This window comes from Pseudomonas sp. yb_5 (assembly GCF_043103865.1).
In the GTDB taxonomy this organism is placed as follows: domain Bacteria; phylum Pseudomonadota; class Gammaproteobacteria; order Pseudomonadales; family Pseudomonadaceae; genus Aquipseudomonas; species Aquipseudomonas putida_Y.
On record NZ_JBICKE010000118.1, the window covers coordinates 25426 to 35152 of the forward strand.

General features: G+C 64.5%; 11 protein-coding genes. 3 read left to right on the forward strand and 8 right to left on the reverse strand.

Going from position 1 to position 9727, the window contains the following annotated elements; translation table 11 throughout:
• Window positions 1-143 precede the first annotated feature (143 nt).
• The 3 genes from ACF8GF_RS21430 to ACF8GF_RS21440 all read right to left on the reverse strand — a co-directional run bounded on the left by ACF8GF_RS21430 (window position 144) and on the right by ACF8GF_RS21440 (window position 2320).
• Window positions 144-734, reverse strand: coding sequence for an HAD family hydrolase (locus tag ACF8GF_RS21430; RefSeq protein ID WP_021784364.1), 591 nt, complete (start codon window positions 732-734; stop codon window positions 144-146).
• Entirely contained in the window at window positions 731-1600 is an 870-nt protein-coding gene (gene tesB, locus ACF8GF_RS21435; RefSeq protein ID WP_003249851.1) for an acyl-CoA thioesterase II, read from the reverse strand. Before tesB ends, ACF8GF_RS21430 begins: the two co-directional genes overlap by 4 nt.
• 150 nt (window positions 1601-1750) lie before the next feature.
• Complete coding sequence (locus tag ACF8GF_RS21440) at window positions 1751-2320, reverse strand: GNAT family N-acetyltransferase (RefSeq protein ID WP_084851515.1); 570 nt, start codon at window positions 2318-2320, stop codon at window positions 1751-1753.
• A 179-nt stretch (window positions 2321-2499) separates the two neighbouring features.
• On the opposite strand from ACF8GF_RS21440, the gene ACF8GF_RS21445 reads away from it, so the two are divergent.
• The 3 genes from ACF8GF_RS21445 (at window position 2500) to ACF8GF_RS21455 (ending at window position 5705) form a co-directional block, all read left to right on the forward strand.
• A complete protein-coding gene (locus tag ACF8GF_RS21445) occupies window positions 2500-3186 on the forward strand; it encodes a histidine phosphatase family protein (protein ID WP_392488456.1) in 687 nt (228 codons plus the stop codon).
• A gap of 217 nt (window positions 3187-3403) precedes the next feature.
• A complete protein-coding gene (locus tag ACF8GF_RS21450; protein WP_021784367.1) occupies window positions 3404-4318 on the forward strand; it encodes a histone deacetylase in 915 nt (304 codons plus the stop codon).
• Between the two features lie 148 nt (window positions 4319-4466).
• Window positions 4467-5705 (forward strand): TIGR03862 family flavoprotein, encoded by a 1239-nt coding sequence (locus tag ACF8GF_RS21455; RefSeq protein ID WP_176683234.1) that lies wholly within the window; start codon window positions 4467-4469, stop codon window positions 5703-5705.
• 235 nt (window positions 5706-5940) lie between these two features.
• Here the strand turns inward: ACF8GF_RS21455 and ACF8GF_RS21460 are convergent, their stop codons facing one another.
• The 5 genes from ACF8GF_RS21460 to ACF8GF_RS21480 all read right to left on the reverse strand — a co-directional run bounded on the left by ACF8GF_RS21460 (window position 5941) and on the right by ACF8GF_RS21480 (window position 9686).
• The gene (locus ACF8GF_RS21460; protein ID WP_019750923.1) at window positions 5941-6069 is read right to left on the reverse strand and encodes a hypothetical protein; all 129 of its coding nucleotides are present in this window, start codon (window positions 6067-6069) and stop codon (window positions 5941-5943) included.
• Window positions 6070-6141: 72 nt separating this feature from the next.
• Window positions 6142-7473, reverse strand: a complete 1332-nt coding sequence (locus tag ACF8GF_RS21465; protein WP_392488457.1) for a DEAD/DEAH box helicase — start codon at window positions 7471-7473, stop codon at window positions 6142-6144.
• A gap of 55 nt (window positions 7474-7528) precedes the next feature.
• Window positions 7529-8449, reverse strand: a complete 921-nt coding sequence (gene yedA / locus ACF8GF_RS21470) for a drug/metabolite exporter YedA (protein WP_176683232.1) — start codon at window positions 8447-8449, stop codon at window positions 7529-7531.
• 136 nt (window positions 8450-8585) lie between these two features.
• On the reverse strand, window positions 8586-9197 hold the full coding sequence (locus ACF8GF_RS21475; RefSeq protein ID WP_176683231.1) for a PolC-type DNA polymerase III: 612 nt from the start codon (window positions 9195-9197) through the stop codon (window positions 8586-8588).
• Window positions 9198-9206: 9 nt separating this feature from the next.
• A complete protein-coding gene (locus ACF8GF_RS21480) occupies window positions 9207-9686 on the reverse strand; it encodes an NYN domain-containing protein (RefSeq protein ID WP_004576858.1) in 480 nt (159 codons plus the stop codon).
• Window positions 9687-9727 lie beyond the last annotated feature (41 nt).

Consider the following 9727-nt stretch of genomic DNA (forward strand, 5'->3'; position numbering starts at 1 on the left):
CAAAGAATGGGGTTCAGCATAGACAGATCCGGCCCTTTCGCGGGCACGCCCGCCCTGACAGGGGCACCACAGGCCCCGAGACGTGCGCAATACCTGTGGGAGCGGGCGTGCCCGCGAAGAGGCCCGCATGGCCAACACACGCATCAGCCCAGCATCACCTTCAACGCCCGGCAATCCGCCGCATGCCAATCCACCAGCTCTGGCCAGGGGTTGTCCGGCAGGTTCACCAGCACCGTGCGTGCTCCTGCAGCCCGCCCACAGTCCAGGTCAAAGCGGTAATCCCCCACCATCACCAGTTCGCTCGGTGTCACGCCCCAGGCGCTGGCAATCTTCAGCAGCCCATCCGGGCTCGGCTTGGGCGCAGCCTCGTCACGCCCAAGAATATGTTCCACCGGGAAGCAGTCCGCCAGGCCGATGGCCTCCAGCGTTACATGCGCAAGCTCACGCGCATTGCGGGTCAGAATACCCAGCCGGCACCCGCGCTCGGCCAACTCGCGCACCAGTTCCACCGCCCCGGTGGCCGCCGTGGAGGCCGTTGCCAGGTCCCTTTCGTGTTCCAGCAACCAGGCATGCTTGGCCGCCGCTTCCGCCGCCGGCAAGGCCGCCAGGTGGGTGAGGATGTCGTGCTCGGCCGGGATGTCCAGCGCCACCCGAATGGCGGCGAAGTCGTGCACGGCCACGGTCAGGGTGCCGTCCATGTCGAACACCCAGTTGCGCACCTCGCCCAGGCTCATGCCCAGTCCTTGCGATGGCGAATCAGGCCTTCCTGGCTCGACGATGCCACCAATTGCCCGGCCTGGTTGAAAATGCTGCCGCGGCAGAAACCACGGGAATTGCCGGCCCAGGGGCTATCGGTGGCGTACAGTAGCCACTCGTCGGCGCGCAGGTTGCCGTGAAACCACAGCGAATGGTCGAGGCTGGCGATCTGCATGTCGCGCTGCCATACCGATTTGCCATGGGGCAGCAACGCCGTGGTCAGCAGGCCGAAGTCCGAGGCGTAGGCCAGCATGTACTTGTGCAGGGCAGGCACGTCAGGCAGGTTGCCGTCGGCGCGGAACCAGGCGTATTTCACCGGGTCGCCCGGCTTGGGGTTGAACGGGTCGCGCTCGGTGACCGGGCGGATCTCGATCGGCTTGGCGCACAGCACCTTGTCGCGGATGCGCTCAGGCAACTGGTCAGCCATGGCACGGGCCAGTTCCACCTCGGTAGGCAGGTTTTCCGGGCCGACCACGTCAGGCATCTGCGCCTGGTGCTCGAAGCCTTCCTCGTCGTACTGGAACGACGCGCTGCAGGTGAAGATGGTCTGGCCCTTCTGGATCGCCGTCACCCGCCGTGTACTGAAGCTGCCGCCATCGCGCACCCGGTCCACCGAGTACACCACTGGAAGGCTGGCATCGCCCGGGCGCAGGAAGTAACCGTGCAACGAATGCACATGGCGCGCGTCCTCGACGGTCTGACTGGCAGCCGACAACGACTGGCCCAGCACCTGCCCACCGTAAAGCTGGCGGAAGCCCAGGTCCTGGCTACGTCCACGGAACAGGTTCTCCTCGATGGATTCGAGGCTCAACAGGTCGACCAGGTCGTCCAACACATGACTCATCGGGGGATCTCCGTAGGAGCGAGCCTAGCTCGCGATGCGCCGCCCGAGCGGCGCTCGATTTCACAGGCGCTGAACGTGTTACGGGCAAGCGCCTTCCAAGATGGGCAAATGATACAGCGTTTGTCATTCGCGCCGGGCATGGCCGTGCATTCAGGCGCGCAGGGTACGCTCCCAGTGCGCGCGGTCAATGCGGTACAGCACATGCGGGCGCAGTGGGTGGCCAATGGGCAGGCGGGGGTGCTCGAAACTGCCGTGTGGGTCCTGCTGCATGCCGATGGCCTGCATGACCTTCTGCGACGGCAGGTTGCATTCGCTAGTGAACGACACGACCTCCTCCAGGCGCAATTGGGCAAAAGCACAACGCAGGCAGGTCCACGCCGCTTCGCTGGCAAAGCCAAGGCCCCAGTGGCGGCGGGCCAGGCGCCAGCCAATCTCTACGGCGGGGGTGAAATCGGCGTCAAAGCCCACGTGCAGCAAGCCAGTCATGCCGATGAACGCGCCGCTGTCCTTGCGCTCCAGGGCCCACAAACCAAAACCGTATTCATTGAAGTGCCCACGCACGCGGCCGATCAACGCAGCGGCCTCAAGGCGCGTCAACGGCGCCGGAAAGTAACGCATTACCTGCGGGTCAGCGCACAGCGCGGCGAACTCGCGCAGGTCGTCGTCATGCCATTGGCGCAGCACCAGCCTTGCGCTTTCCAGTTCAAGAATAGGGGTCATCGGGCCTGCTCCGGTTTTGCCGTGTTGCAGTTTACAGCGTAGGCGCGGGCGCGGGTTTCACCCAGCCGGTAGTAGCCGAATGCAATTTTCACACGCCCTTCACCGGCCCCCGACAGGCCACTTGGCAGGATGCCGCCATCCCTGCCGTGCCAAGCACGGCCATGCCAACGGAACCACACATGCAATCGAGCAATACCCTGGGGCACTCTGCCATTCACGCCCGGCGCAAGCGACGCCTGACCCGCAAAGCCCTCGGAGCCGCTCTGGGCCTGTGCATGGTCGTGGCGGCGTTGACCACCTGGCTGGCGACGAGGACGCATATCGTGGACCTTGGCAACGAGCAACAACTGAGTGACAGCGGCCTGTTGCAGGACTGGGCCGACGGTGCGGTGATCGTGATGATCCGCCACGCCGAACGCTGCGACAGCGCCCCCGGCCCCTGCCTGGACGACCCCACGGGGATCACCCTGAGCGGTAGCCAGGCTGCCGCCCGCGTTGGCCTGGGGCTGCACCGGCTGGGCCTGAACAACGCCGACTTGCTCACCAGCCCGAAACGGCGCACCCGGCAAACCGCGCACTTCATCCTCGGCCAGGCGGTGGCCAGCGAAGACTGGCTGGAAAGCTGCGACAGCCAGTTCGCCAACGAAGCGCTTGCACACAAACGCGCGGGCCACAACCTGGTGCTGGTGACTCACAACGGCTGCATCGACCACTTTGCCCGCCAGCAGCACGTTGCCGGCGGCGAACGTCAAAGCAACTATGCCAGCGCCCTGTTCGTATCGGTGGATGGCAATGGCAAGGCACGCATCCTGGGGCGCCTGAACGAACCGGACTGGCAACGCGTATTGGCCAGCACAGGAAAATAGCGGCCATCTCTGTGGGAGCGGCCTTGTGTCGCGATTGGGCTGCGCAGCAGCCCCAGCAATGTGTGCATCTGCGCTGAAATTTTGGGGCTGCTGTGCAGCCCAATCGCGACACAAGGCCGCTCCCACAAAGGGCCGGTACCGGCGCAAGAAACAGGTACTCCCATTACAGTCACCCGTCATGGCAAGATCAGCACTAGCCCTGATTACGACCTCAACCATGCCGTTGCCGCTGATCTACCACGAAGATTACAGCCCGGAGTTCCCCGCCGAACACCGCTTCCCAATGGACAAGTTCCGACTGCTGCACGACCACCTGGTCGGCAGCGGGCTGACCACCGACCAGGCCCTGCTGCGCCCGGACATCTGCCCCAACGACATCCTCGCCCTGGCCCATGACCGCAGCTACATCGAGCGCTACATGAACGGCGAGCTGTCGCGCGAGGACCAGCGCCGCCTCGGCCTGCCCTGGAGCGAGGCCCTGGCCCGGCGTACCGTGCGCGCCGTCGGCGGCTCACTGCTGACTGCCGAGATGGCGCTGCAGCACGGCATCGCCTGCCACCTCGCCGGTGGCACCCACCACGCTCATTACGACCACCCCGCCGGCTTCTGCATTTTCAACGACCTGGCGGTCATCAGCCGCTACCTGCTGGAAGCAGGCCGGGTACACCGGGTGCTGATCTTCGATTGCGACGTGCACCAGGGTGACGGCACCGCGCGCATCCTGCACGACACGCCTGAGGCCATCACCGTGTCGCTGCACTGCGAACAGAACTTCCCCGCCCGCAAGGCACAAAGCGACTGGGACATCCCTCTGCCCCGAGGCATGGGCGACGCGGCCTACCTGAAGGTGGTGGACGACGCCCTCAACTACCTGCTGCCGCTTTATCAACCCGACCTAGTGTTGTATGACGCCGGTGTCGATGTGCACAAGGACGACGCCCTGGGCTACCTGCAACTGACCGACGCAGGCGTTGCCGCCCGTGACGAAGCCGTGCTGCGCCATTGCCTGGGCCGCGATATCCCGGTGGTGGGCGTGATCGGTGGAGGCTACAGCAAGGACCGCACAGCCCTGGCCAAACGCCACGGCATCCTTCACCACAGCGCGGCACGTGTCATGGGTTGTTCACAATGACTGTGGAACCGCTTGTGGATAACCTGCGCGAAAGGCGCTGTAGCCCTTTGCTGGCAAGGCCTGCGTGACGCTGGCTATTTTTTGACCAGTGCTTCCGTGGGCAGCGCTGCGGTAGAATGCGCCTCTTTTCCACAGCCTGCTGCCCACCATGCCCGATCTGAACCCCGCATCCCCTCCTCCCGCTGTCGTCATCGGTGGCGGCCCCGCCGGCCTGATGGCTGCCGAAGCACTGGCCAACGCAGGCCTGGCGGTCGAGGTGTTCGATGCCATGCCTTCGGTTGGGCGCAAGTTCCTGCTGGCGGGTGTCGGCGGCATGAACATCACCCATTCCGAGCCCTACCCGGCGTTCGTGGCCCGCTATGCCGAACGCCAGGGCGAAATCGAGGCCCTGCTACGCGACTTCGATGCTGACGCGTTGCGCCAGTGGATTCATGCTTTGGGCATCGAAACCTTCGTCGGCACCTCGGGCCGGGTGTTCCCCACCGACATGAAAGCCGCACCGTTGCTGCGTGCCTGGCTCAAGCGCCTGCGCGACAGCGGGGTAGTTATCCACACCCGCCATCGCTGGTTGGGCTGGAACACCGATGGCAGCTTGCGAATTGCTTATCCACAGGGCGAACGGCAGGTGAAAGCCTCGGTCGTGGTGCTGGCGCTGGGTGGCGCCAGCTGGGCACGCTTGGGTTCTGACGGCAGCTGGCAACCGCTGCTGGCAGAACGGGCTGTGGATATCTCGCCTTTGCAGCCGAGCAACTGCGGTTTTGAAGTAGAGGGCTGGAGCGCGCTGCTCAAGGACAAGTTCGCGGGCGCACCGCTGAAGAACATCGCCCTCAGTGTCCCGGGCAGCACACCGCGCAAGGGCGAGTTCATCCTCACCGCTCAAGGTGTGGAAGGCAGCCTGGTGTATGCCTGGTCGGCACCGGTACGCGAGGCCATCCACCGTGAAGGCCATGGGGTGTTGTTGCTCGACCTGCTGCCGGACAAGCCTGTGGACAAGATTACCCAGGCACTGGCCAAACCACGCGGTTCACGCTCCATGGCCAAGCACCTGCACAGCCAGCTGGGAATTGATGGGGTCAAGGCCGCACTGCTGCGCGAGCTGACTGATCCGGCGACCTTTGCCGACGTTGATGCCTTGGCTCGAGCCATCAAGGCATTGCCCATCACCCTGATACGCACGCGGCCGCTGGATGAGGCGATCAGCAGTGCCGGCGGGGTCCGCTTCGAGGGGCTGGATGAGGGATTGATGGTAAAGGGCATGCCGGGGGTATTCTGTGCCGGCGAGATGCTGGACTGGGAGGCGCCAACCGGGGGGTATCTGCTCACGGCGTGCTTTGCCAGTGGCTTGCGCGCCGGGCGGGCAGCGGCGGATTGGGTGCGGGCTTCCTGACAGCTTGCCGGGGCTGCTTCCACAAGTACTGCATCAATCCAGATTGCGCAGCCCATGTGGGAGCAACTGTCTTGCTCAATTTCTGAAAGCTGGCGCGATCCGTGTGGGAGCGGCCTTGCGTCGCGAAAGGACTGCACAGCAGCCCCGGGGGTTTCAGCGTCGATGCAAATAATGCCGGGGCCGCTTCGCGGCCCTTTCGCGACACAAGGCCGCTCCCACAGGCCGGTGTTCAGCCTCAGCCCAGTGCAGTGTCGAGAAACATCATCACCGCAAACCCGCCCATCAACCCTGGGTAATGGAGCTGGGTGCAGCGCTGGGCATCAAGGTCGAGCCGGCGCTGGAAGCCCTGAAGGTCGCCGTACACATCTAAAGCCTGGCGCAGTCCTTGTGGGAGCGGCCTGGCGTCGCGAAAGGGCCGCAAAGCGGCCCCAAAACCTCAAGGCTTACGCTTGCGCGGCCCACCATTGAAGCTCGGCACCTTGCGAACAGCCTTCACCGCCGGTTCCGCGCTGCCGGTTTCAGTGCTGTCCATCCAGCGCCCCAGCCCGCGCTTGGCGCTGTTTTCTTTCGGCTTCTTGGGCTTCTTCGGTTTCTTGATAACCTGCCCGCTGGCATCGGTCATCGGCACCCGGTGCTCGGGGATGAAATCCGGCTCTTCATGACGCGGCAGGGTCTGCCGGGTCAGCACCTCGATAGCCGCCAGCAGTTGCACTTCATCCGCACACACCAGCGAAATCGCCTCGCCCTTGTTGCCCGCCCGCCCGGTACGCCCGATGCGGTGCACGTAGTCTTCGGCAACGATCGGCAGGTCGAGGTTGACGACCAGCGGCAAGTCATCGATATCCAGGCCACGGGCCGCCACATCGGTCGCCACCAGCACTTGCACCTCACGGGCCTTGAAGCTGTCCAGCGCACGCTGCCGGGTCGCCTGTGGGCGATCACCGTGGATGCCATCGGCATTCACGCCTTCGGCCAGCAAGCGCTCCACCAGTTGATCGACGCCATTACGGGTCTTGGCGAACACCAGCACCTGCTTCCAGCGCTGTTTGCGCAGCAGGTGGCAGAACAGGTCGGCCTTGCGCTTCTTGTCCACAGGCACCAGCCACTGCTTGACGCTGGTGGCCGCGGCGTTGCGCGGGCTCACTTCGATACTGAGCGGGTCATTCAGCGCAAGCCCCGCCAGCATGCGAATCTGATCAGAGAAAGTGGCGGAAAACAGCAGCGTCTGGCGCTTGCGCGGCAGTGCCGCATACACCGACTGCAGCTCTTCGGCAAAGCCCAGGTCAAGCATGCGGTCGGCTTCATCCAGCACCAGGGTCTGCACCTGGTTGAACTTCACGGCGTTCTGCCGGAACAGGTCGAGCAAGCGGCCAGGTGTAGCCACCAGCAGGTCGACACCACGACGCAGGCGCATCATCTGCGGGTTGATACTGACCCCGCCATACACCGCGTAAGTACTCAGCGGCAGGTTCTCGGCGTATTCGCGCACGTTGTTGTGCACCTGCTCGGCCAGCTCGCGGGTGGGTACCAGCACCAAGGCGCGGATCGAATTACTGGCCACCTTCTCGCCCTCCAGCGCCAGGCGCTGCAGCACAGGCAGGGCGAAGCCTGCGGTCTTGCCGGTACCGGTCTGGGCTGCGGCCATCAGGTCGCGGCCGGCCAGCACGGCGGGGATGGCTTTGGCCTGCACTGGGGTCGGGGTGGTGTAGTCCAGTTGCTGCAGCGTGCGCAGCAGCGGTTCGATCAGGCCGAGTTTGGCGAAATTCATGGCAATACCGTCAGGGGGTTCAGCGAAGGCGGCAAGTTTACCGCATCGCCCCTGCCTACTTGCAGATTTCACCTTTCAACGGTGGCACAGTTACGGGCGCCTTGCGCCACTGTGGCAGGCCGATCAGCACCACCGCGCCGATGATCACTGCCATCGCCACGCACTCTTCAGCGCCAATCTGCTCACCGGCAAAGACGATACCCAGCAGCACCGCCACCGCCGGGTTGACGTAGGCGTAGCTGGTGGCCGCTGCCGGGCGCACGTGCTTGAGCAGGTACATGTAGGCACTGAACGCCAGGATCGAACCGAAGAACACCAGGTAGGCCAACGCCCCCCAGCCAGCAGCGGTCGGCAGCTGTGTCATGCGTTCGCCCGACAGCACACTGCCCAGCAACAGCACCGCACCCCCGACCAGCATTTCCGCTGCGCTGGCCATCGGCCCCTGGGGCAGCGGCAAGGTCTTGCTCCACACCGAGCCGAATGCCCAGGACGCCGCCGCGAAGATGATCAGCGCCGCACCTATCGGGCTTGCCTGCAGGTTGGAACCCAGGTTCAGCAGGCCGATGCCCACCAGCCCAAGGGCGATCCCCGCCCATTCCAGCTTGGAATTGCGGTGCCCGAACAACAGGCCGAACAGCAAGGTGAACAGCGGCACCGTCGCCACTGCCAAAGCCGCCACGCCCGAAGCCACACCCGCATGCTCGGCCACGGTCACCCCGCCGTTGCCACAACTGAGCAGCAAGAAACCGATCGCCCCTGCCGCCCGCCATTGCGGCCAGGTAGGTGCCGGCACGCCGCGCCAACGCAGGAAGCCGTATAGCAGCCCCCCGGCGATCAGGAAGCGCACCCCGGCCATGAGCATTGGAGGCCAGCTCTCGACGCCGATGCGAATGAACAGGTAAGTGGAACCCCAGACCAGATAAAGGGCCAGGAAGGCGCCAATCAGCAACAGCGGGAAACGACGGGAGGCAGGCATGGGGAAAACTCGAAATCCATTTACGGGTGGCTCAGTTTAACGGCCTGCCTGAGTGAAGGTACGTTACAGAACGGGTGCAAATGAGCGGCACAATTCTGGTGCGTGCGGCGCAGGCGACACCCCAGACGATCACCTGCTAGCCCTGACGATACTTGGCCAGCGCTTCGCGCACCTTCGCAGCCGGGGTTTTCTGCAGCCGGCAAAGCAGCTCGTGCGACAGTTGCTGAACCCCGTGGTCCTGGTGCAACACACCCGCCAGATGCTGCAGCAGGTTGGCGGCCATTTCGGCATCGGCCATGGCCCGGTGCGCGGTGCCCGTGTCAGGCAACCCAGCCCAGCGTGTCAAAGTGCCCAGCTTGTGGTTGGGCGCGGTGGGCAGCAGGCGCCGTGACAGCAACAGGGAACACGCGAAGGACTGGCTGCGGCTGCGGCCAATACGGCCCAGCTCATAGTCCCAGAACTTCTGGTCGAAAGCAGCGTTGTGCGCCAACAATGGGGTGCTACCGACGAACTCGGCCACCTCGTTCATCACTTTGTCCACCGGCGGCGCACCACGCAGCATGGCGGTGGTGATGCCGGTCAGCCCTGCGACGAAGGCCGGCACCGGCACACCGGCGTTCATCAGGCTCTGGTAGCGCTCGACAATGCGCCCACCCTCGAGCATTACCACCGCCACCTCGGTGGCACGGCAGCCGGTACCGGGGGAAATGCCGGTGGTTTCAAAGTCGATGACAGCGATACGTTCCATGAAAAGACCTTAGTGTTTGAGCAACAGCGCGCCTTCGATGGGCACGTAGCGGGTGGCAGCACGGATCAGTGACAACGCCGTCAGCCCCGGCACGCCATACACCACCGCTTCGGTGCCATGGCGCTGGATTACCCGCTCCAGCAGCAGGTCGAAGTCACCGTCGCCGGAGGCCAGCACCACCTGGTCGACCCGGCTGGCCGCGTCGATCACATCCAGGGTAATGCCCACATCCCAGTCGCCTTTGGCCGAGCCATCGCTGCGCTGGATGAACGGTTTGAGGCGCACATCGAAACCGAGGTTGCGCAAGATCTGCTGGAACTGCTGCTGTTTGCTGTCGCCACGGTCGATGGCATAGGCCACGGCCTCGACGATCTGGCCTTCGCGGCTGACGTCAGCCCACAGGGCGGTGTAGTTGAAGTGGCAGCCGTGGGCCTGGCGTACGGTGTAGTAGAGGTTCTGCACATCGGCGAACAGCGCGATCTTTTTCACCTGGGAACCTCATTTGGCCTGGAGTGCTGGGGGGGCTGCTG